This is a genomic window from Streptomyces sp. NPDC021100, from assembly GCF_044333095.1.
GTDB lineage: Bacteria > Actinomycetota > Actinomycetes > Streptomycetales > Streptomycetaceae > Streptomyces.
In genome coordinates, this window is record NZ_JBIRQH010000002.1 from 118,755 (window position 1) to 139,953 (window position 21,199).

The 21,199-nt window shown below is 73.7% G+C and carries 20 protein-coding genes; 7 read left to right on the plus strand and 13 right to left on the minus strand.

Annotation, left to right across the window (positions count from 1 at the left end; translation table 11 throughout):
• Nucleotides 1-98 precede the first annotated feature (98 nt).
• The 7 genes from ACH4PU_RS04115 to argC form a co-directional block, all read right to left on the minus strand.
• On the minus strand, nucleotides 99-1,094 hold the full coding sequence (locus ACH4PU_RS04115; protein ID WP_398265630.1) for an ABC transporter substrate-binding protein: 996 nt from the start codon (nucleotides 1,092-1,094) through the stop codon (nucleotides 99-101).
• Nucleotides 1,095-1,248: 154 nt separating this feature from the next.
• Nucleotides 1,249-1,488 carry a phosphopantetheine-binding protein gene (locus ACH4PU_RS04120; RefSeq protein ID WP_398265633.1) on the minus strand — a complete coding sequence of 80 codons (240 nt, stop codon included), beginning with the start codon at nucleotides 1,486-1,488 and terminating at the stop codon, nucleotides 1,249-1,251.
• 35 nt (nucleotides 1,489-1,523) lie between these two features.
• Nucleotides 1,524-2,939 (minus strand): lysine N(6)-hydroxylase/L-ornithine N(5)-oxygenase family protein, encoded by a 1,416-nt coding sequence (locus ACH4PU_RS04125; RefSeq protein WP_398266935.1) that lies wholly within the window; start codon nucleotides 2,937-2,939, stop codon nucleotides 1,524-1,526.
• A 247-nt stretch (nucleotides 2,940-3,186) separates the two neighbouring features.
• Complete coding sequence (locus ACH4PU_RS04130; RefSeq protein ID WP_398266938.1) at nucleotides 3,187-4,311, minus strand: acetylornithine transaminase; 1,125 nt, start codon at nucleotides 4,309-4,311, stop codon at nucleotides 3,187-3,189.
• A 59-nt stretch (nucleotides 4,312-4,370) separates the two neighbouring features.
• Complete coding sequence (gene argB / locus ACH4PU_RS04135; protein WP_398265636.1) at nucleotides 4,371-5,303, minus strand: acetylglutamate kinase; 933 nt, start codon at nucleotides 5,301-5,303, stop codon at nucleotides 4,371-4,373.
• Nucleotides 5,300-6,451, minus strand: a complete 1,152-nt coding sequence (gene argJ, locus ACH4PU_RS04140; protein ID WP_398265639.1) for a bifunctional glutamate N-acetyltransferase/amino-acid acetyltransferase ArgJ — start codon at nucleotides 6,449-6,451, stop codon at nucleotides 5,300-5,302. Before argJ ends, argB begins: the two co-directional genes overlap by 4 nt.
• Nucleotides 6,448-7,473 (minus strand): N-acetyl-gamma-glutamyl-phosphate reductase, encoded by a 1,026-nt coding sequence (argC, locus tag ACH4PU_RS04145; RefSeq protein ID WP_398265642.1) that lies wholly within the window; start codon nucleotides 7,471-7,473, stop codon nucleotides 6,448-6,450. Before argC ends, argJ begins: the two co-directional genes overlap by 4 nt.
• A 372-nt stretch (nucleotides 7,474-7,845) precedes the next feature.
• Between argC and ACH4PU_RS04150 the strand changes: the two genes are divergently transcribed.
• Together ACH4PU_RS04150 and ACH4PU_RS04155 are read left to right on the plus strand one after the other, a co-directional pair.
• Entirely contained in the window at nucleotides 7,846-8,148 is a 303-nt protein-coding gene (locus ACH4PU_RS04150) for a hypothetical protein (protein ID WP_398265645.1), read from the plus strand.
• Nucleotides 8,149-8,730: 582 nt separating this feature from the next.
• Nucleotides 8,731-9,960: a cation:proton antiporter gene (locus ACH4PU_RS04155; RefSeq protein ID WP_398265648.1), complete on the plus strand. Its 1,230-nt coding sequence runs from the start codon at nucleotides 8,731-8,733 to the stop codon at nucleotides 9,958-9,960.
• 8 nt (nucleotides 9,961-9,968) lie between these two features.
• Here the strand turns inward: ACH4PU_RS04155 and ACH4PU_RS04160 are convergent, their stop codons facing one another.
• Nucleotides 9,969-12,413: a SpoIIE family protein phosphatase gene (locus ACH4PU_RS04160; protein WP_398265651.1), complete on the minus strand. Its 2,445-nt coding sequence runs from the start codon at nucleotides 12,411-12,413 to the stop codon at nucleotides 9,969-9,971.
• A 210-nt stretch (nucleotides 12,414-12,623) separates the two neighbouring features.
• Between ACH4PU_RS04160 and ACH4PU_RS04165 the strand changes: the two genes are divergently transcribed.
• Nucleotides 12,624-13,382, plus strand: a complete 759-nt coding sequence (locus tag ACH4PU_RS04165; RefSeq protein ID WP_398265654.1) for a class I SAM-dependent methyltransferase — start codon at nucleotides 12,624-12,626, stop codon at nucleotides 13,380-13,382.
• Between the two features lie 68 nt (nucleotides 13,383-13,450).
• On the opposite strand, the gene ACH4PU_RS04170 is transcribed toward ACH4PU_RS04165, so the two are convergent.
• Entirely contained in the window at nucleotides 13,451-13,735 is a 285-nt protein-coding gene (locus ACH4PU_RS04170; RefSeq protein WP_398265657.1) for an FG-GAP repeat domain-containing protein, read from the minus strand.
• Nucleotides 13,736-14,117: 382 nt separating this feature from the next.
• Here ACH4PU_RS04170 and ACH4PU_RS04175 point away from each other — a divergent pair, with 382 nt between their 5' ends.
• Nucleotides 14,118-15,527, plus strand: coding sequence for a hypothetical protein (locus ACH4PU_RS04175; RefSeq protein ID WP_398265660.1), 1,410 nt, complete (start codon nucleotides 14,118-14,120; stop codon nucleotides 15,525-15,527).
• A gap of 147 nt (nucleotides 15,528-15,674) precedes the next feature.
• Nucleotides 15,675-16,487, plus strand: a complete 813-nt coding sequence (locus tag ACH4PU_RS04180) for a class I SAM-dependent methyltransferase (RefSeq protein WP_398265663.1) — start codon at nucleotides 15,675-15,677, stop codon at nucleotides 16,485-16,487.
• Here ACH4PU_RS04180 and ACH4PU_RS04185 read toward each other — a convergent pair.
• The 3 genes from ACH4PU_RS04185 to ACH4PU_RS04195 all read right to left on the minus strand — a co-directional run bounded on the left by ACH4PU_RS04185 (nucleotide 16,484) and on the right by ACH4PU_RS04195 (nucleotide 18,484).
• The gene (locus ACH4PU_RS04185) at nucleotides 16,484-17,698 is read right to left on the minus strand and encodes an SMI1/KNR4 family protein (RefSeq protein WP_398265666.1); all 1,215 of its coding nucleotides are present in this window, start codon (nucleotides 17,696-17,698) and stop codon (nucleotides 16,484-16,486) included. The genes ACH4PU_RS04180 and ACH4PU_RS04185 overlap by 4 nt on opposite strands.
• Nucleotides 17,699-17,819: 121 nt before the next feature.
• On the minus strand, nucleotides 17,820-18,104 hold the full coding sequence (locus ACH4PU_RS04190; RefSeq protein ID WP_398265669.1) for a hypothetical protein: 285 nt from the start codon (nucleotides 18,102-18,104) through the stop codon (nucleotides 17,820-17,822).
• Nucleotides 18,056-18,484 (minus strand): hypothetical protein, encoded by a 429-nt coding sequence (locus tag ACH4PU_RS04195; RefSeq protein WP_398265672.1) that lies wholly within the window; start codon nucleotides 18,482-18,484, stop codon nucleotides 18,056-18,058. Before ACH4PU_RS04195 ends, ACH4PU_RS04190 begins: the two co-directional genes overlap by 49 nt.
• A gap of 226 nt (nucleotides 18,485-18,710) precedes the next feature.
• Between ACH4PU_RS04195 and ACH4PU_RS04200 the strand changes: the two genes are divergently transcribed.
• Both ACH4PU_RS04200 and ACH4PU_RS04205 read left to right on the plus strand, forming a co-directional pair.
• Nucleotides 18,711-19,166: a hypothetical protein gene (locus ACH4PU_RS04200; RefSeq protein ID WP_398265675.1), complete on the plus strand. Its 456-nt coding sequence runs from the start codon at nucleotides 18,711-18,713 to the stop codon at nucleotides 19,164-19,166.
• A 106-nt stretch (nucleotides 19,167-19,272) separates the two neighbouring features.
• The gene (locus ACH4PU_RS04205) at nucleotides 19,273-19,533 is read left to right on the plus strand and encodes a hypothetical protein (RefSeq protein ID WP_398265677.1); all 261 of its coding nucleotides are present in this window, start codon (nucleotides 19,273-19,275) and stop codon (nucleotides 19,531-19,533) included.
• 51 nt (nucleotides 19,534-19,584) lie between these two features.
• Here ACH4PU_RS04205 and ACH4PU_RS04210 read toward each other — a convergent pair whose 3' ends face one another.
• Nucleotides 19,585-20,853, minus strand: coding sequence for a globin domain-containing protein (locus ACH4PU_RS04210; protein WP_398265680.1), 1,269 nt, complete (start codon nucleotides 20,851-20,853; stop codon nucleotides 19,585-19,587).
• Between the last annotated feature and the right edge of the window lie 346 nt (nucleotides 20,854-21,199).

Consider the following 21,199-nt stretch of genomic DNA (forward strand, 5'->3'; position numbering starts at 1 on the left):
GTTCGTGGAGGGTGGGGAGGTACGGGTTCCGGGGCCCGCCGGCCGGACCGCCGGCGGGCCCCGGTGCGGGGTGGCCAGGGGGGTGAGCCCCCGTCGGCCTACAGGCCCTTGAGGATCTTGTCGATCTGGTCGAGGACGTCGATCGAGGTGCCGTAGCGGTCGCTGGTGGCGTAGGTGACGGGCAGCACGTGGTCGTCCTTGGCCGCCTTCAGCAGCTTCCAGGAGGGCTTGTCCTGGAGCTCCTTGGTCTCCTTGGGCACCTCGCCGGTGGCGGCCATGCGCGGGACGAGGATGACGTCGGCGTCGGAGAGGACGTCGATCTTCTCCTGGGAGTAGGTGACCTCGTGCTCCTTGCCCTCGGCGGACGCCTTGGAGAAGTTCGCGCCGACGTCGGCGAGGATGCGGCCCACCCAGGAGGTGCGGGTGTCCACGAGGAACTCGCCGTTGCCGTAGGAGGAGGCGAGGGACCACTTCACGGACTTGAGCTTGTCGGCGTAGGTCGACTTGATCTTGTCGGCCTTCTCCTTGTAGGTCGCCTTCAGCTTGCCGAGGGCGTCCTCCTTGCCGACGGCCTGGGCGATCTTCTCCTGGGCGTCGTAGAGGTCGCCGGGGGTCTTGATGCCGAAGTAGAGCGTGGGGGCGATGCCCTTGAGCCGGTTGATCTTCCAGTCGAACGCGGCGGCGCCCTCGACGATGATCAGGTCGGGCTTGAGCGAGGCGACCTTCTCGATGTTGGTCTCGATGCCGGAGCCGATCGAGGTGATCTTCTTGCCCTGTTCCTTCTGCGAAGGCAGCAGTTCCATCGGGTTGTTCTCGTCGATGGCACTGGTGCCGACCGGCTCGACGCCGAGGTCGAGCAGGGCGCCCGTGGCGTAGGAGACGCTGACGATGCGCTCGGCCTTCGCGGGGACCGTCACCTTGCCGTCGCTCGTCTCGATCACCCGCTTCCCGCCGTCGCCCGCCGCGGACTTGGCGTCGTCGGACGAGTCGTCGCTGCCGCAGGCGCTCACGGTGAGCAGGGCGGCCGCGGCGAGGACGGCCGCGACGCGGCTGCGGCCGGCCTTGCGGCCGCTACGGACGGGACGGGTGTTCATGGTTCTCCTTGAGCGGGTGCGGTACGGGCTCGGCGGGCGCTTGCCCGGCGTGGCGCAAAGGGCCCGACGTGGCGGGAAGGGCTCGACGTGGCGGGAAGGGCTCGAAGCGGTGCGAATGGCCCGGTGTGGTGCGAAGGGAGTGAGGCGGGGGGTGTCAGACGCCGGCGGTGAGGAGGGCGTGCCAGCCGCGCAGGGTGGGGTCGGCCTCGGCGAGTTCCATGAAGTCGGCGGCCAGGCCGCGGGCCCGCCAGCGTTCCACCAGGCTCATCAGCCGGATCGAGTCGAGGCCCAGGTCGCGCAGATCCTCGTCGTCCGGCAGGTCGGCGGGGTCCTCCCCGAGGACGTCGGCCACGTCGAGCCGGAGGGTGTCGATCGGGACGGGGGTCGCGGGCATACGGAGTCCTTAGGGGGCTTGGCGTGGAAGGGAGTTCAGCCGACGGGCGCGGCGACGGTACCCGCGGTGTCGGCGGACTCGGCGGTGCCGGCGGCGTCGGCCTGTCCCCCGGCCCGGCCCGCCAGGACGTCCCGCTCGGTGCGGCGCAGCAGCAGCGAGTCGCAGATCTCGCCGGAGCGGACGGCCAGGGTGGAGAGCAGGGAGGAGGTGATGCCGTGGGTGTGCTCGGTGCCGCCCTGGAGGTAGATGCCGACGCGGACGCGGTCGGTGGTCAGGACCCGGTGGTCCCGGTCCACGCGCAGCCGGCCCTGCTCGTCGGTGAGGCATTCGGCGGCGAGGTCGCCGAGGAGTTCGCGGGGGTCGGCCGAGTGGTAGCCGGTGGCGAACACCACGGCGTCGCAGTCCAGCGTGAACGTTTCCCCGGAGGTCAGCGAGCGGATCACCGCGCGGGCGCCGTCCGGCAGGTCCTCGACGGCGGTGAGCCGGCTGGTGTTGAGGATCCGCAGCCGCTCGCGGCCCTGGACCTTCTCCTGGTAGGCGGTGCGGTAGAGCTGCTCGATGAGCTCGCCGTCGACCACGGAGTAGTTGGTGTTGCGGTGGTAGCCCAGCAGCGTCCGCTTGACGTCCTCGGGGGCGTCGTAGAAGTGGTCGACGGCGGCCGGGTCGAAGATGCGGTTGGCGAAGGGGCTGTCGTCGGCCGGGCTGTAGCCGTAGCGGGAGAAGACCGCGCAGACCTCGGCGTCGGGGAAGGTGCGGTGCAGGTAGTCGGCGCTCTCGGCGGCGGACTGGCCGGCGCCCACGACCACGAACCGGCGGTGCCGGCGGGCGGCCGGCTCGGCGGCACGGAACAGCAGGTCGCGATTGTGCCAGAGGTGCGGCCCGAGGGCGACGCCTTCGGGGAGGCGGGGGGTGAGGCCGGTGCCGACGGAGAGGTTGCGGGTGCGCCGCACGGTCTCGTCGGCCGGGTCCCCGACGGACCGTGAGACGACGTCCACGGTCTCCACCGTGCCGCCGTCCCCGGCCGCGCGCACGGCGGTCGCGGTGCGGCCGTACTCCACGGCGGAGCCGAACTCGGCGGCGCACCACTCCAGGTAGTCGTGGAACTCGATGCGGGTGGGGAAGAACGTCTTCTGGTTGATGAAGTCGGCGAGCCGGCCGCGGTCCCGCAGGTAGCACAGGAAGGAGAAGCGGCTGCCGGGGTCCCGCATGGTGACCAGGTCCTTCAGGAAGGACACCTGCATGGTGGCGCCTTCGAGGAGCATCCCGCGGTGCCAGCCGAAGCGCTCCTGGCGCTCCAGGAAGCCCGCGCGGATCGCGCTGTCCGGGTCCCGGCGGTTGTGGTCGTCGATCGCGATGGCGAGGGCCAGGTTGGCGGGACCGAAGCCTATGCCGACCAGATCCTCGATGGGGGCGCCCGCCGTGTTCGCGCTGTCCCCGCGCCGTGCCGACATGCTCATCCTCTCGTCGTACCGCCCGTTCCCGGCCTTGACGGCCGTGTCGGCCGGGCATGGATCGGGAAGGGCAACCCGCGCAATCATTGATTAGGTATGCCTAACCTAACTTTCCCAGCAGGTCAGGTGTCAAGTCCACCGTCAGATCTCGCCTCCCGGAGGCCCCTTGGCGAGCGGCGCCCGGACGGCGAACGGGCCGGGAGGCACGCGTCACCGCGTCCCTCCCGGCCCGCCTTTCCCGGAGAGCTCAGACGTCCAGCATCCGGGGCAACGCCCGGACGAACGCGTCGACTTGCTCCCGCTCGATCACGAGCGGCGGCGCCAGCCGGACGACGTCCGGGCCCGTCGCGTTCACCAGGAAGCCCGCGTCCAGGGCCGCCCGCTGCACGTGTGCGGCCACCGGCCGGTCCAGGACGAGCCCGAGCAGCAGCCCGGCCCCGCGCACCGCGCGCAGCAGCGGATGACCGGACGCCCGGGCTCCGGCCGTCAACCGCTCCCCCATGCGCCGGACATGGGCGAGGACGTCCTCCTTCTCCAGCGTGTCGAGCACCGCGAGGGCGGCGGCGCAGGACACCGGGTTGCCGCCGAACGTCGAGCCGTGCTGACCGGGCGACAGCAGCCCGGCCGCGTCGCCGAAGGCCACGGTGGCCCCGATCGGCAGCCCGCCGCCCAGCCCCTTGGCCAGCGTCATCACATCGGGCACCACGCCGTCTGCCTGGTGAGCGAACCAGTAGCCGGTGCGGCCGATGCCCGTCTGGATCTCGTCCAGCACCAGCAGGGCGCCGGCCGCGTCGGTGATCTCGCGGGCCGCGGCGAGGTAGCCGGGCGGTGGGACGACGACGCCGTTCTCGCCCTGGACGGGTTCGAGGACGACCGCGGCGGTCCGCTCCGTCACGGCGGCGCGGAGGGCGTCGGTGTCGCCGTACGGGACGTGGGTGACGCCGCCGGGCAGCGGGAGGAAGGGTTCCTGTTTGGCCGGCTGGCCGGTGAGCGCGAGTGCGCCCATCGTCCGGCCGTGGAACCCGCCCTGGGCGGCGACGATGTGCGGCCGCCCGGTCCGCCGGGCGATCTTGAACGCGGCCTCGACCGCCTCCGCCCCGGAGTTGCAGAAGAACACCCGGCCGTCACGGCCGGCCAGCCCCAGCAGCCGCTCGGCCAGGGCCACCGGGGGCTCGGCCACGTAGAGGTTGGACACATGCCCGAGCGCGGCGATCTGCTCGGAGACCGCGCGGACGACGGCCGGGTGGGCGTGGCCGAGCGCGTTGACCGCGATGCCGCCGACGAAGTCGACGTACGTCCGCCCGTCGGCGTCCCGGACCGTCGCCCCCTCCCCGCTCACCAGCGCCAGCGGGGGCGTGCCGTAGGTGTCCATGAGCGCGCCCCGCCAGCGCTCGGCCAGCCGCTCGCCCGGCGTACGGGTGCCGTCCCCGGTCACGCGGTCACCTCCGCGAGCGCGTCCGGCACGCCCGGCGGCGGATCGGGCACCACGGTCGTCCCGACCGCCTCGTCCGTGAACACCTCCAGCAGCAGCGAGTGCGGCACCCGGCCGTCCAGCACGTGCGCCGCGCCCACCCCGCCCCGGACGGCCCGCAGGCAGCCCTCCATCTTGGGGACCATGCCGCTCGACAGTTCCGGGAGCAGCGCTTCCAGTTCGCCGGCGGTGAGGCGGCTGATGACGTCGTCGCTGTGCGGCCAGTCCGCGTAGAGGCCCTCGACGTCGGTGAGGACGACCAGCTTCTCGGCGCCCAGCGCCCCGGCGAGCGCGGCGGCGGCCAGGTCGGCGTTGACGTTGTACACCTCGCCGTCCGCGCCCCGGGCGACCGGCGAGACGACGGGGATCCTGCCGCGGTCGAGCAGCGCCTCCACCGTGCTCGGGTCGACGGCGACGACGTCACCGACGAGGCCGATGTCGACCGGCTCGCCGTCGACCTCGGCCTGCCGCCGGACGGCGGTCATGGTGTGCGCGTCCTCGCCGGTCAGACCGACGGCGAACGGGCCGTGCCGGTTGATCAGCCCGACCAGCTCGCGCTGGACCTGCCCGGCGAGGACCATCCGGACGACGTCCATCGCCTCGGGCGTGGTCACCCGCAGGCCGGCCGTGAACTCCGAGGCGATGCCGAGCCGGTCGAGCATCCCGCTGATCTGCGGCCCGCCGCCGTGCACGACGACCGGCCGCACTCCGGCGTACCGGAGCGACACCATGTCCTCGGCGAACGCGGCCTTCAACTCCTCGTCCACCATGGCGTTCCCGCCGAACTTGACGACGACCGTCTTGCCGTGGAGGCGGCGCAGCCACGGCAGCGCCTCGATGACGGTACGGGCTTTGGGCGCGGCTGCGCGCCGCGAGGGAAGGGTGGGGTTCATGAGGAGTAGGCGCTGTTCTCGTGGACGTAGTCGGCGGTGAGGTCGTTGGACCGGATGACGGCGGATTCGGCGCCCTCGGCCAGGTCGGCGGTGATGCGGACCTCACGGGGCCGCATGTCGACGAGGTCGCGGTCGTCACCGACGGAGCCGTTGCGGCACACCCACACGTCGTTGATCGCCACGTTGAGCCTGTCGGGGTCGAAGGCGGCGGAGGTGGTGCCGATCGCCGAGAGCACCCGGCCCCAGTTGGGATCCTCGCCGTGCAACGCGCACTTGAGGAGGTTGTTACGGGCGATGGACCGACCCACCTCCACCGCATCCTCCTCGCTGGCGGCGTTGATCACCTCGATGCGGATGTCCTTGCTCGCCCCCTCCGCGTCCCCGATCAGCTGCCGCGCCAGGTCGTCACACACCTCGCGCACGGCATCGGTGAACGCGGCGACGTCCGGCGCGACGCCCGAGGCGGCGGAGGACAGGAGCAGAACGGTGTCGTTGGTGGACATGCAGCCGTCGGAGTCGACCCGGTCGAAAGTGGTCCGGACGGCGGCACGCAGCGCGTCATCCAGACCGGGAGCGTCCACGTCGGCATCGGTGGTCAGGACGACGAGCATCGTGGCCAGCCCCGGAGCGAGCATCCCCGCACCCTTGGCCATACCCCCGACCACCCAGCCGTCCCGCTCCACCACCGCCGTCTTGTGCACGGTGTCCGTCGTCTTGATCGCGACGGCGGCCTTCTCGCCGCCGTGCGCCGACAGGCTCGCCGCGGCCTTCTCCACGCCCGGCAGCAGCTTGTCCATGGGCAGCCGGACGCCGATCAGCCCGGTGGAGGCCACCGCCACCCCGCCGGCGCCGCAGCCGAGCGCTTCCGCCGCCTTCTCCGCCGTCGCGTGGGTGTCCTGGAAACCCTCCGGGCCGGTGCAGGCGTTGGCGCCACCGGAGTTGAGGACGACCGCCACCACCTCCCCCGCCTTCAGCACCTGCTGCGACCACAGCACCGGAGCCGCCTTGACCCGGTTGGAGGTGAACACCCCCGCCGCCGCCCGACCCGGACCCTGGTTCACCACCAGCGCCACATCCGGCGCACCACTGTCCTTCAGCCCGGCAGCCACACCGGCCGCCACGAAGCCCTTCGCCGCCGTCACACTCACGGAGCCACCCCTGTCGTGGAAAGTCCCAGCTCCTCGGCCAGCCCGAGGGCGATGTTCATGCTCTGCACCGCACCACCGGCAGTGCCCTTCGTCAGGTTGTCGATCGCGCTCACCGCGATCACGCGGCCCGCCGCGTCGTCCACCGTCACCTGCACCTGCACCGCGTTGGAGCCCAGGACGGCCGCGGTCGACGGCCACCTCCCCGGCGGCAGCAGCCGCACGAACGGCTCGCCCGCGTACGCCTTTTCATACGCGGCGCGTACCGTCTCCTCCGAGGCCCCGTCCGCGACGCGTGCCGAGCACGTGGCGAGGATGCCGCGGGGCATGGGCGCGAGCGTCGGGGTGAAGGAGACACTCACCGGCCCCCCGGCGACGGCGGCCAGGTTCTGCGCGATCTCCGGCGTATGCCGGTGCCCGCCCCCGACCCCGTACGGACTCATCGACCCCATCACCTCACTGCCCAGCAGATGCGGCTTGACGGCCTTCCCCGCACCGGACGTCCCCGACGCCGCCACGACCACCGCCTCCCTCTCCACCAGCCCCGCCGCGAACACCGGCCACAACGCCAACGACACCGCCGTCGGATAACACCCCGGCACCGCCACCCGCCTCGCCCCCCGCAACGCCTCCCGCACCCCCGGCAACTCCGGCAACCCATACGGCCACGTCCCCGCATGCGGCGACCCGTAGAACCGCACCCACTCCCCCGCGTCCCGCAGCCGGAAATCCGCACCACAGTCGATGAGGAGGGTGCCGGGGTCCAGTTCGCTCGCCAGCGCGGCGGACGCGCCGTGCGGGAGGGCGAGAAAGACCACGTCGTGTCCCGCGAGCGCCTCGGGGGTCGTCTTCTCCAACACCTGTTCCGCCAGCGGGGCGAGGTGGGGCTGCACCTCGCCCACCGTCCGTCCGGCGTTGGAGTCGGCGGTCAGCGCGCCGATGTCGACGTGGGGGTGCCGCAGGAGCAGACGCAGCAGTTCACCGCCCGCGTATCCACTCGCGCCCGCCACAGCTATGCGCACCATGTCTGGTCCTCGGATCCGTTCCTTGCTCGTGGGTGGGGGCCGGCCGCCGTGCGCGGGAAGGCGCGGCACGCTGCCGGAGGAGCGGGGCAACGGGGCGGGCGGTCCCACCGGGTCTTTCCTGCCACCCGGACGGAGCTTAGCTTAGGCTACCCTTACCGCCTTCTGTCGACAGGGGGAGACTCCCCGCGGCCCCGGAAGCCCCGCCCCGGCACCCTCCCGGCGGCATCACCCGCGCGAGTGAGGTCTCCTCGCCGTTTGCCCAGAACAGGGCCGTTACGCGTCAACTCTTCCTGGTGAGGCGTCCGTTACTTCTGGTAGACAGCTCCCCGTCTCTCAAGGACGGCCGCCCCGCCGCCCGACGGAAAGGGAAGCATGGACGAGGAAGAAGACCGCCGCCTGTACGCGATCGCGCCCGAGATCAGCCGGGTGACGGTCGGCTTGCTGCGGACGGTGGTCGGCCTGGAGCCGGCCGAGCGGGTGCCGGAGGAGGCCCTGAGGGTGGCCGACGACGTGCTGGCCCGGCTCGGCACGGACGGACTCCGGTCGCTCGTCATGAGCCTGGCCGGGTGGGCAGCGGTGGGCATGGAGAACGTCGCCCAGCTGACCGGCAAGACATACGAGGCGCTCGTCGACGAGATCGAGCTGACCTGCCTCGAGGCCAACCCCGAGGGCTGACGGGGCGGGGCCCGCCCGCGCCCCCGGTCGGCGCCGGAAGGCGCGCATCCGCCGCTCCCGCCCCGAGCGGGCCCGGCTCCGACGCCGGCATTCCCCTGGCACACACAGCCGGAATCCGGGCCTCTGCCGCCCGAGACCGTCGCTCCCCTTCGGTTCCGCGAGGAATCCGACGCGGCCCGGACGCCCGCGTGGCGCGCCGCCGCACGCTTCCGGGCGCCCATAGCAGCCGACTCCCCCTCACGGTAGGGCGGTCGGCCCGCGCCCGGAGGAAAAAGGGGGCGCACAGCGCAACTCCCCAGAAACCCGATAGGACTATTGCATTCTCCGCTAAGATGCTCCATCGAGCGATGCCATCGATCCGATGAGCGGCCCGACCCGGGCCGTGCGGGTTCTACGACGGGGACCGACTGCGCGTCAGCTCACCGGCCGGGCCGCGGCACGTGCCCCCCACGCGCACCTGCCGCCCCGCACCTCCTGTGCCGTCCGACCCGTTTTCCGTCGCCAGTTCCAGGACCAGGACCTCTTCCGCATTCGCGCAGGCACAGCCGCCGCAGCCCCTCGACCGCCGGAGGACAGCCGCCCATGCACCAGACCACCACGCTGCTCATCGAACTCGGCGCCGTCATTCTCGCCCTGGGTCTCCTCAGCCGGCTCGCCGGCCTGATCGGTTTCTCTCCCATACCCCTCTATCTCCTGGCGGGCCTCGCCTTCGGCCGCGGGGGCATCCGTCCGCTGGGCGCGAGCGAGGGGTTCGTCGCCACGGGGGCGGAGGTGGGCGTCGTCCTGCTGCTGCTCCTGCTGGGGCTGGAGTACAGCGCCTCCGAGCTGATGAGCAGTCTCCGCGCCCAATCCCCGTCCGGGGCGGTGGACTTCCTGCTCAACGCCCTGCCGGGGGCCGCCGCGGGGCTCCTGCTGGGCTGGGGTGCGGTGGCCTGTGTGGCGCTGGCGGGCGTCACCTGGGTCTCGTCCTCCGGGGTCATCGCCAAGGTGCTCGCGGACCTCGGCCGGCTGGGCGCCGAGGAGACGCCGGCCGTGCTCGGCGTCCTCGTCATCGAGGACCTCGCGATGGCCGGCTACCTCCCGCTGCTGACCGCCCTCCAGGCGGGGCTGAGCATCCGGGCGGGCGGGCTGATCCTGCTGACGTCCCTGGGCACGGTCACCGCCGTGCTCTACGTGGCGCTGCGCCACGGGCACGTCATCAGCCGGGCCGTGTCCTCGGACAACCCGGAGCGGATGCTGCTGGTGGTGCTCGGGCTGACGCTGTCGTTCGCGGGGGTGGCGCAGGAGCTGCACGTGTCGGCGGCGGTGGGGGCGTTCCTCATCGGCATCGCGCTGTCGGACGAGGTGGCGGAGGACGCCCGGGCGCTGCTGTCGCCGCTGCGGGACCTGTTCGCCGCCGTCTTCTTCCTCTTCTTCGGGCTGAGCACCGATCCGGCGTCCGTGCCCCCGGTGCTGGGCCCGGCGCTGGCGCTGGCCGGGGTCACGGTCCTCACCAAGGTGGGGACGGGCTGGTACGCGGCCCGCCGGGCGGGTGCCCCGCCCGCGGGGCGCTGGCGGGCCGGCGGAACGCTGGTCGCCCGGGGCGAGTTCTCCATCGTGATCGCCGGTCTGGCGGTGGGTGTGGAACCGCGCGTGGGGCCGCTGGCCACGGCCTACGTCCTGGTGCTGGTGGTGCTGGGGCCGCTCGCGGCGCGGTGGACGGAACCGCTGGTGCGCCGGGTGACCCGGCGGCGCGCCGGCACGCCCGTACCGGCGCAGTCCGGGCCGGTACGGGCGGCGGCGCCCGCCGTGGAGCACGCGGACACCCGCTGAGCGGAGTCTCAGAGGCGGTGTCCGGGCGGCAGCGGCTGTTCCGTCCAGACGGTCTTGCCTTCCCGCTCGTAGCGGGTCCCCCACCGCTCGGTGAGCTGGGCGACCAGGAACAGGCCGCGCCCGCCCTCGTCGGTGCTGCGGGCCCGGCGCAGGTGCGGCGAGGTGTTGCTGGTGTCGGTCACCTCGCAGATGAGGCTGTGGCCGCGGATGAGCCGCAGGGTCACCTGCCCCTTCGCGTACCGGTAGGCGTTGGTCACCAGTTCGCTGACGACCAGTTCCGTCGCGAAGACCAGGTCCTCCAGGCCCCACTTGGTGAGCTGTTCGGCCGCCAGCCGGCGGGCGCCGGCGGCGGTCTGTTCGTCGCCGGGCAGGGTCCAGGTGGCCACGCGCTCGGGGCCCAGGACGCGGGTGCGGGCGAGCAGCAGGGCGACGTCGTCGTGCGGCCGGGCGGGGAGCAGGGCGTCCACCACGGCCTTGGTCGTCTCGGTCAACGACCGGTCGGCCACGGCCAGTTGACGGCCCAGTTCGGCGAGCGCGGAGTCGACGTCGCCGCCGGGCGACTGGATGAGCCCGTTGGTGAAGAGGGCCAGCAGGCTTCCCTCGGGGAGCTCCAGTTCGGCCGCCTCGAAGGGCAGGCCTCCCAGGCCGAGCGGGGGTCCCGGCGGCAGGTCGGGCAGGGTCGCCCGGCCGTCCGGGGTGACCACCGCGGGCGGCGGGTGGCCGGCGCGGGCCAGGGAGCAGCGGCGGGAGACCGGGTCGTAGACGGCGTAGAGGCAGCTGGCGCCGGTGACCTGGTCGTGGGGGAAGTCACGGGTGTTGACCTCCTGTTCGGCGGCCAGCCGGTGTACGAGGTCGTCGAGGTGGGACAGCACTTCCTCGGGTTCCAGGTCGAGTTCGGCGAGGGTGTGGACGGCGGTGCGCAGCCGGCCCATGGTGGCGGCGGCGTCGATGCCGTGGCCGATGACGTCGCCGACGACGAGGGCGGCGCGGGCGCCGGAGAGCGGGATGATGTCGAACCAGTCGCCGCCGACGCCTTCCGCGGCGCCGGCCGGGATGTACCGGTGGGCGACCTCGACGGCGGGCAGGTCGGGCACCTCGCCGGGGAGCAGCCGGCACTGGAGAGTGAGGGCGGCCTGGTGCTGCCGGGTGTAGCGGCGGGCGTTGTCGATGCAGACGGCGGCGCGGGCGGCGAACTCGGTGGCGAGCGTGAGGTCGTCGTCCTCGAACGGCTCGGGGCGGCGGGCGCGCCAGAGGACGACGAGGCCGAGGACGAGGCCGCGGGCGACGAGCGGCACCGTCATGACGGAGTGCACGCCGAGTCCGGCCGCGCGTTCGGCCCGTTCCTGGGCGACGGCCCGCAGCCCGGCGGGTCCCCGGCCGTCCTGGACCAGCACCGGACTCTTCTCGGCGAGGCAGCGCGCCTGGGGGCTGTCCGGGGGGAAGACGATGCGGTGGCCGACCGGGTGGAGGGCCGCTTCCGCCTCGTCGACCACGGAGGCGGCGGCGGCCCGGCAGACGGCGCCGGTGCCGTCCTGCGAGGGTTCCTCGCCGCGGCTGACGGGTTCGAGGAGGTCGACGGAGACCCAGTCGGCGAGCTCGGGGACGAGGACGTCGGCCAGTTCGCGGGCGGTGGTGTCGACGTCGAGGGAGGTGCCGATGCGCCGGCCGGCCTCGTCGAGGAGGGCGAGCCGCACCCGGGCGCGGTGGCGTTCGGTGACGTCCTCGACCAACTGGGTGACGCCGAGCACCCGTCCGGCCGAGTCGGTCGTCCGGAACGCCGAGACGGAGACGAACCGTTCCTCCGCCGGGGCGGCGCGGAGCCGGCAGGGCTGCTCGGTGAAGATCATGGGCCGTCCGGTCTCCAGCACCTGCCGCAGCCGGTTCTCGACGGTGTCGGCGTCGTCGGTGATGAGGAAGTCGCCGGTGCGGCGGCCCGCGGCCTGCTCGGGGCGGATGCCGCCGATGTGGGCGACGGCCCTGTTGACGCGGAGGATGCTCAGGTCCGGGGCGTGCACGACCAGTCCGATGGGCGAGCGCCGGAACAGCCCGTCGAGCACGGACCGGTCGGTCTCCCACTGGACGATATCGTCGGCGGGGGCGCCGACCAGGAACCACTCCGGCGGGGCGTCCGGCCGGACGACGCGCCGGGCCCGGACCCCGACGTGGATCCGGGTGCCGTCGCCCCGGACCACCGGCAGCACCCCGAACCAGCCGCCCTCCCGGACGCAGGTCCTGGCCGTCTCGACGACGGTGGCGCGGTCGCGGGGCGCGAGGAGGACGTCGGCGGCGGGCCTGCCGGTCACGTCCTCGGCCCGGCGGCCCAGCAGCGCCGTGGTCTGCTCGCCCCAGCCGACGACCGTGCCCCGGTGGTCGAGCACCATCGTGGCCGCGCGGGCGAGCGAGAACGGGTCGTCCGGACTCTCGCTGACGGGCGTCGGGGCTCCGTCCGCCATGGGCTGCCTCCTTCCGCGCGGGGCCGGCCGGCCGCGCTCGCGCCGGGACACCTCCACCCGGGACATCTTCCACAGTGACGGGTGTCCGGCCCGCACGCCCTTCGGGCGCATCCGGCCCGGCGGAGGCGGGGGTCGGGCGATTCCGCACAGCTCCTCTCAGGACGGCAAATTGCTTTGCTCCCTCATCGATTTATGGTGATGATTCGGGTTATGAACCGTGGATTCGATGATCTGGTGACCGAGGCGGCCTCCGTTTCCGTGGACGGCTGGGATTTCTCCTGGCTGGACGGCCGGGCCACCGAGGAGCGCCCGTCGTGGGGCTACCAGAAGCTGATGGCGCGGCGGCTGGCCGGGGCGTCGGCGGCGCTGGACGTCCAGACCGGGGGCGGTGAGGTGCTGGCGGGCGCCTCGGTACTCCCGCCGACGATGGTGGCCACCGAGTCCTGGCCGCCGAACGTCGCCAAGGCCACCGCGCTGCTGCACCCGCGCGGCGCGGTCGTGGTGGCGGCGCCGGACGAGCCGCCGCTGCCCTTCGCGGACGCGGCGTTCGACCTGGTGACCAGCCGGCATCCGGCGACGGTGTGGTGGTCGGAGCTCGCCCGGGTGCTGCGGCCCGGTGGTACGTACTTCGCGCAGCACGTCGGACCGGCCAGTGTGTTCGAGCTCGTGGAGTTCTTCCTCGGCCCGCAGCCCGAGGCCCGCCGGAAGCGGCATCCGGACGACGAGGGCGCCGCGGCCCGGGCCGCGGGGCTGGAGGTGGTGGACGTCCGGTCGGAGCGGCTGCGGATGGAGTTCTTCGACGTCGGCGCGGTGGTGTACTTCCTGCGGAAGGTGCTCTGGACCGTTCCCGGGTTCACCGTCGACCTCTACCGGGACCGGCTGCGCGAACTGGACGAGCGGATCCGGGCGGAGGGCCCGTTCGTCGCCCACTCGTCCCGGGTGCTGTTCGAGGCCCGCAAGCCCGCCTGAGCCGGCGGCCGGCCGGCCGTCCCGTTCCTCCCGGCGGGCGTCCTGCGGGGAAGGAACGGGACGCGGGCTCAGCCGAGGACGTGCACCCCGGCGCTGTGGGCGCGCGTTCCGCTCTTCTTCACCGCGATCAGGTCAGGGCGGCCGTCGCGGTTCCAGTCGGCGACGGAGAACTCGAAGGTCCGGCCGGTCTCGTGCGGGGCGGTGCCGGTCCGCGGCGGGAAGGCGCCGAGCTCCGGCGCCGCGGCGGCCCGGGTGCCGTGATGCGGGCCGTCGGCCGAGGCGGCCGCCGGGAGAGCGAGGACCGTCCCGAGGGCGATCGGGACGCGTGCGGCTGCGGCCTTCTCGGTGCGCACAGCAATGCCTCTCTGACACATGCTCCCGAGAAGCTCCCGGAAGGCGCGACCGATGCCAGGGCCGATGGACGACGGGAATCCCCGCCGTCCGTCGTGACGTCCGGAACCCCTGACTGAGAAACAGATCCCCGCTGGGGAACAGCGGCCGTCGACCCCAACACCCTGAAGAATCAGACCGCTTCGGCACTTCGGGCCGAGCGCACTCCCGTCCCGCGCTTGTCACTGCTCCCGCCTTCCCCCCGCGCGTCGGCCCCTCTATGCTGCCCGGGGAACACTGTGGTCCAGACCAACGGTGTGGAAGCAATGGGGAGTTGCGACCGCGTCCGACCGGTCCGCGCTGTTCCGCCGAGGGGGGTGCAGTCCCCACGCCTGCGGAGGAACCATGACGCTCTCTCCCACCGTCCGCCATGCCGTCGTCGCCTCAGGAACCGTTCTCTGTCTGCTGACGGGAACGGCCGCCGCCCTGCCCGCCGGCGCGGCACCGTCCCCCGGGGCGCGCGTCGCCGCGCCCGCCGCCGTCGGCCCGCTCGGTGCCGAACTGCTGTCCGCCTCCGACAAGGTCGGCCTGACCTGGACGGGCGACCAGTCCGGGAGCAAGGACCAGGACTGGGGCAACGGCGGCACCTACCACTACGTGCTGAAGCCCGTCAGCGGGCAGGCCACCCCGGACGTCGACTGGAAGGTGCGGTTCACCCTGCCCGAGGGCCAGGCGTTCGACAGCGAGTACCAGCAGGACCAGGTCGCCGTCGCCGGCTCGACGCTGACCGTGGCGCCGTCCCAGGACTGGCGCAGAAAGGTTCCGCAGAACGGGCTGGAGATCATCATCGCCTGGAAGGAGGACCCGTCCCCCATAGCGGCCGTCCCCGGGAAGCCCGACGCTCCCGCCACCTGGGCCCCGTACGTCGATACCAGTCTCTACCCCGAGCCCGACCTGCCGAAGATGGCGGAGGTCAGCGGAGCCCGGCAGTTCACCACGGCGTTCGTCGTCTCGGACGCCCAGGACCGCAGGACGCCGGTGTGGGGCGGCCAGCACGCGCACCCCGTCTCGGGCAACTACGGGGTCCCGCGGATCAACGCCCTGCGGCGGGCCGGCGGTGACGTGGTCGTCTCCTTCGGCGGCGCCAACAACAACGAGCTCGCCCAGGACATCACCGACGTCGGCGCCCTCACGGAGGCGTACGGCAGCGTCGTCGAGCGGCTCAAGGCGTACAAGCTGGACTTCGACGTCGAGGGCACCGCCGTGGTCGACAAGGCGGCCAACACCCGCCGGGCCAAGGCGCTCGCGGCGCTCCAGCAGCGGTACGCGGCCAAGGGCACGCCCCTGCACATCTCGTACACGCTGCCGGTCCTGGCGAGCGGTCTCACCCCGGACGGCCTGGAGGTCGTCCGCGACGCGCTGCGGAACGGGCTGGCCGTGGAGACGTGGAACGTGATGGCCATGGACTACGGCCCGCCGGTCCAGGACATGGGCCAGGCCGCCATCGACGCGGGCACCAACCTGCACGACCAGCTCGCGTCCGTCTACCCCGGCACCCCGGACGGGGCGGTGTGGAAGATGATCGGCATCACCCCGATGATCGGCGTCAACGACAGCCCCGGGGAGACCTTCCGGCTGGAGGACGCGCGCCGGCTCGCCGCCTGGGCGTCGCAGAAGCACATCGGCCGGCTGTCCATGTGGTCGGCCACCCGCGACCACCCGTGCGACAAGCCGACCGCCGGCCCCGTCTGCTCCGGCATCCCCGGCCAGCAGGAGTACGAGTACAGCAAGGTGCTCGGGACGTTCACCGGCTGACCTCCCGCACGGGTGCGCGACGGTACGGGGGCTTCCGTCCCCGTACCGGGTGGTCGGCGGCCGGGCCCGGGGTACGGGCGCCCCGGGACCGGTACCGTCGGTTCCGGCAGCGCCGGGGCTCCGGACCACGACGACTCCGAGGACGGTATGACCACGACTCCTCCGCTCGGCTACGCGTTCGACAACGACAGTGAGCACGCCACGGAGCAACACCGTTGCCTCGCCGCGGCGTACGACGGCTTCAGCACCCACCGGCTCGCCCGGCTCCCGGTCGCCCCGGGGGCGCACTGCCTGGAGGTGGGCGCGGGCGGCGGGAGCGTCGCGCGGTGGCTCGCGGCCCGGGTGGCGCCGACGGGTTCCGTGCTGGCCACGGACGTCAAACCACAGCATTCCCCGGCCGCGCCCGGCCTGCGCGTCCTCGTCCACGACGCGCGGTGCGACCCGCTGCCCGAGGGCGCGTTCGACGTCGTCCACGCCCGGCTGGTGCTGATGCACCTGCCCGAGCGCGACGAGGTGCTGCGGCGGCTGGTCGGCGCGCTCCGGCCCGGAGGCTGGCTCCAGCTCGACGAGTTCGACGAGACCACCTACGGCCCGCTGGTGCCGGTGGGCGGGTGCGACGACGCCGCGGCGGCGGCCTACCGCGACTACCTCGACGCCAAGCTCCGCCTACTGCGGGCGGCGGGGGTCGACCTGGCGTGGGGGCGGCGGGCCGCGACCGCCATGCACCGGGCCGGGCTCGTCCGCATCGACGCGGAACCCGCCGTCCAGCAGTGGCGCGCCCACTCCCCCGGCACGGCCCTGCAGATCCACAACACCCACCACCTCAGGGACCGGTTCCGCTCCGCCGGCCTGACGGACGACGGACTGCGGGCGGCCCGCGAGGTCATGAGCCACCCGGACTTCCTGGCCACCTCCTGCCTGATGTACTCGGTCCAGGGCCAACGGCCCCTCGCTTTCTAGCCCTTCGCGCGGCCGCCGCCCCGGGGAACGGTGAGGAGCTCCCGCCCGCGCTCCGGAGTGATCAGCCCGGCCAGGACGGGGTCGGCGAGGAGGACGACCGGGGCGAGGTGGTCGTCGTTCAGCGGGCGCCACCGCCGGAGGGCGTCCTTGAGCTCCGGCCAGAGGGTGTCCTCCAGGCGGCGGCGCGCCTCCTCGTCCTCCGGTGCGTCGGCGAGCCGCGCGGTGACGCGCCGCACCGCCGCGTCGAACTCCGGATTGCCGTAAGGGAACGGAAATCCGGGCTCCCGCAGGCGCCGCCGGTGGTCGGCCACGAGCGCTCGCACGGACTCCGGCCCGCTCTCCTCCAGGGAGGTCAGCGCCGGGTTCGGCCGCCCCCAGGGGCCACGCGCGTTCTCCGTGAAGAGGAGCGGCAGCAGTTCGGGGCCGAAGAGGGGTTCGTTCCCGGCGTCGACGTACGACGATATGAGCGTGTACGGGGAAAGGGTGTGCCAGTCGCCCAGCAGCACGAGCAACTGGAAGCGGAGCAGCTGCGCCCGCCGGCGTCCGTACTCCGCTGCCTCGGCCAGCACCGCCAGGGGTTCGTCGACGGCACCGCCGAGCGCGGCCCCGCGGGCCTCCTCGACCCGGGCGTCCCAGTGGTCGCGGGTGGTGCCCGGTGGTTGCCGCAGGGCGTGGAAGGAGGCGAACTGCCCGCGCATCAGGGAGTGGAAGGAGTCGTGCCGTTCGGGCCCCGTGCCCGACCAGGAGGACAGCCAGTAGGCGGCCCACTCCCCGCGCTCGTCGACGTCCTCCGGGTCGAGCAGCATGACGCAGGCGTCGCCCTCCAGGGAGAGCCGCAGCGACCGGGCGAGGACGGCCCCTACGTCCGGCTCGCCTTCCTCGACGTCGTCCCACGAGTACGCGTCGATCCACCAGGCCTCGTCGGAGTCGGCCAGCCAGTCGAGCCCGCGCGTCCCCGCGAGCCGGTAGACGAACGGCCCCGCGTCCCGCCACCCGTCGGTGACCAGCAGGAACTCCCGGAGCGACGGCGGCAGCCGGCGGCCGAGCCGGGCCTCGGCCGCGGCCACGTCCGCGTCGCTCGCCGGGGCGAAGCCGAGCCAGCCGTCGCGCACCACCTCTTCGTCCAGGGGGTGGTCCCGCTCCGGATCGTGCCCGGCGATCCACTCCTCGCTCCAGCGCTTCAGGAACGGCCGCCACTGCTCGCGGTCCATCGGGGGACTCCTCCGGGTCGGGATCCCCGCGTCGTCGGGATCACTGCGTCCATCACAGCACGGGGGTACGACATCGGGTCCCGGGCGGCTTCCCGGCCAGCAGACCGGGAAGCCGCCGGGGTCACGCCGAGCGCCCGGCCTCGGGGGTGGCCTCAGGGGCGGGTTGGGCGGCCGATTCGGCAGCGGGTTGGCCGGCCGGTTCCGTCCCGCGGGTGGTGCGGCGGACCGCGGTGCGCAGGCCGGCGGCGATGCCGAGGAGGGCGCAGGCGGCGGCGAGGTAGATGAGGCCGAGCCCCCGGCCGTCGCCCCAGCCGTGGGAGGAGCCGTAGGCGGTGACGGCCGTGCCCACACCGGTCATCACGGCCACGGAGAGCGTCTCGCACAGCTGGAGCCCCGAACTGGCCACCCTTTTCCGCTCCTTGGGGCCAGGGAGAGGACGATGGTGGTGACGGCGGGATAGACGAAGCCCATGCCGAGTCCGGCGGCGGCCCAGCCGCCCACGGCGAGCGCGACGCTCTCCGGTGAGGTGCCCACGGCCGGCGCGATCATGCCGTCCCCGGCCACCAGCAGCACGAAGCCGAGCACCACCCGCGCGTGCCGGCCGGACCCCCCGCCCCGGGTGTCCAGCCTGGCCTGGAGCCACGCGTCGGTGACCCAGGTCAGGGCGCCCGCGGAGAGCGCGAGGCCGGAGCCGAGGGTGTCCAGCCCCATGACCCGGGTCATGCTGAGCGGGAAGAAGGACTCGCCGCCGTAGTACGCGGCGCTGACCAGGCCGCGCACGATCATTCCGGCGGTCAGGCCGCGCCGGGCGGCCGCAAGGGCGTGCGGATCTGCTACTCGGTACGGCCGGAGGCGCTGCACCGGCTCCACGAGGTGCTCACCGCGATCCAGCCGCCCCGCCTGGCCGCGGCGGGCTGATCCCTCCGCGTCCGCCCGCCCGCGGCCGCCCATCATGCGGACCCGCGCGCACCCCGCCCCGCACCGCGCCCGCGCGGGCCTGCATGATGGGCCGATGACCAGCACCGACCCCCACCTCAGCACGGAAGCCGTCGTCACCGCCGTCCGCGAGGTCGCGGCGGAGTACGGGCGCACGGTGACCGCCGTCGCGCACGACATCGGTGCCGACCAGGTGGCCCGCCGCACCTCGGCCCCGCTCTTCGCGGTCACCGACCCCGACGGCTCGCTGCCGCACGAGGCGTTCGTGGAACTGGCCGGCCCGCCGCACGTCGAGCTGACGGTCCATCCGGAGGGCGACACCCGCGTCGTCGTGGACGGCGTGGACTTCCCGGACGTGGCGCACGAGCACGTGGCGCACTTCCTGCGCGCCCTGTTCTCCGGAACCGCCCACATCGTCAGCCGCTTCTTCCCGCCGGCCACCACCCTCGTCGTCCCGCTGCCGGGCGATGTGACGTACAAGGAGCACGTGGGCGTGCCCCTCTCCCCCTGGCTGACGGCCCGGCGGCGCTGAGCCCCGGCCGCCCGTCACGGAAGTTGATCTTGCCGGGGTAGGGTGACCGCCCGGTGCCCGTCAGAGGGTCCGCCGGACCCGGCACCAGCAGCAAGGAGAGACAGCAATGCGTCGTATGTCCACCCTCGTCGTGACCGCCGCGATGGCCGCGGGCGTCGTCTTCACGGCCCTGCCCGCGCAGTCCGCCGCCGCGGCCGGGGTCACCTGCAACGTGCCGGAGATGCACCAGCAGGTCGCCCGGCTCCGGGACCGCGCCAACAGCCTGGACCACTCCGGCTACCACGACGCCGCGCGGAACACCCGGTCGGAGGCCGACGCCCTCCAGCGGCGGATGCAGTGGTGCATCGACGCCGAGAACAACCTCTGATCCGGCGCCTCCGGGCGCGGGCCGGGGCAGCGCGACGCCCCGGCCCCGGCGTCAGCGGGCGGTGAGCTCCGACATGCCGCGCACGGCCGGCAGCGGGTCGTGCCGCACCCGCCCGGCGGGCAGGCCCGCCGCCGCGAGCCCCGCCGTCATCGCCCGGACGAGGGCGGGCGGACCGGCGACGAACGCCGTGCGCCGGGACCAGTCGGCGTGCCGCAGCACCGCGTCGGCGACCGCCTCCCAGCGGCCGGGCCCCGGCCCGTCCTCGAGCACCGGCACCACCCGCAGCCAGGGCCGGCGCCGGGCCAGGGTCGCCGGGGTCTCGGCGTCGTAGAGGTCGGAGAGACTCCGCGCCCCCAGGAAGAGGTGCACCCCGTGCTGCCCCGCGCGGCCCGAGGAGAGCTCCTCCAACAACGCCTTCGCGGGGGCCCAGCCGGTGTCCCCGGCCACCAGCAGGACGTCGCCGGCGAGGTCGTCGTCCAGCGTCATCGTGCCGCTCGCCGGTCCCAGGCGCAGCGTGTCGCCGACGCGGGTGTCCGCCACCAGCGCCTCGCTCACTCCCCCGCCGCCGGCCAGCCGGACGTGGAACTCCAGCTCCCCGTCCGGGCGCGGGGCGTTGGCGAACGAGTAATAACGCCACGCCTGCGGGAGCCGCGGCGACTGGACGGCCGCGTACTGGCCGGCGCGGTAGGCGTACGGTTCGCCGGTGCGCACCCGGAGCACCGCCACGTCCCGGCGGAGCCGCTCGTGCGCGGTCACCTCGGCCTGCCAGGCGGGCGGTTCGCCGAGGGCGGCCTCGGCGCCCTCGACCATCGCGGCCACGGCGAAGCGCAGCATGCGCAGCCACGCCGTCTCCATGGCGTCCGTCCAGCGTGAGCCCGCGGTGCGGCGCAGCGCCTCGCGCAGAGCGGCCTCGAACGCCTCGTAGTGCGCGGGCCGGACGCCCAGCTTGCGGTGGTCGCGGCCGAGGCGCCTGAAGGTGACGGTCACCTCGTCCGGGTCGTGCAGGTGCTCGATGAGGTAGTGGAAGATGTGCGCCAGGTGGCGGCGCTGGAACTCCATGGACTCCGGGAACAGCGACCGCAAATAGGGCCACCGCTGGAAGAGTTCGTCGTAGAGCTCGGCTATCAGCTCGTCGAAGGGTGACACGAGGTCGAGTCCGCGCAGGATCTCCCGCTGGTCGGCCGCGCCGTCGTAGGGGGCCGCGGTCCGGCGCGGTGCGGCGGGGGCTCGCCGCTCGCCCTGGGAGAGCAGCGTGCGGCGGAGCCGCATCGCGTCGTGGCGGGCCAGCAGGCCGTGGTACTCGTCGCCAACGGGGCTCATGTCAGCACCCCGCCGGACGGTCGCCGCGGCGCGCGTGGCGGCCGTGCGGGGGATGGGCCCGCGCGCGCCGTCCGGACGCGGGGACGTGCGGGCGGGTGGCGGGGGCGCTCCAGTCGTGGCGTGACACGGTGCGGGGACTCCTGTCGGAGGGGTGGTAGGGGCCGGCTGCCTGCTGCGGCCGGTCCCGGCCGTCCGCGTGGGCGGCGCGCGCCAGTATGGCACCCGGCACCTGTGCCCGAGGGGCCCCGTCCACCAGGGCCGTTCGGCCCTTCCGGAGCGTCGGCACCGGTGTTCTGACGGTGCGTCATGCTGTGGCGTGACGGTGCGTCAGGGGACTCTTGGACCA